Genomic DNA, 255 nt, shown 5'->3' on the forward strand with positions numbered 1-255 from the left:
TGAACTCCTGCGCGGATGCCGGCGGCGACTCCGGCGTGAAGCTGCGCGTGAGAATGCGGAACTGCGACGTCTTCAACTTCAGCACCACCGTGCGGCCGACACGCTCGGTCTTGCGGCTGGCCTGCCACGCCTTTTCCGCGATGCGCACGATGTGCGGCTCCAGTTCGGACAACAGCAGGTCGCTGGCGAAGGTGTCCTCGGATGAGATGGACTGCACCGGCTGGTCGGGTTCCACCGGTCGCTCGTCGATACCGC

The 255-nt window shown here is 65.9% G+C and carries 1 pseudogene; it reads right to left on the reverse strand.

Annotated elements, in window-relative coordinates:
- Positions 1-255: pseudogene (locus MMG85_RS18395) on the reverse strand (DNA polymerase IV); the annotation flags it as partial.

It is taken from the genome of Pseudoxanthomonas sp. LH2527 (assembly GCF_022539275.1).
Taxonomy (GTDB): domain Bacteria; phylum Pseudomonadota; class Gammaproteobacteria; order Xanthomonadales; family Xanthomonadaceae; genus Pseudoxanthomonas_A.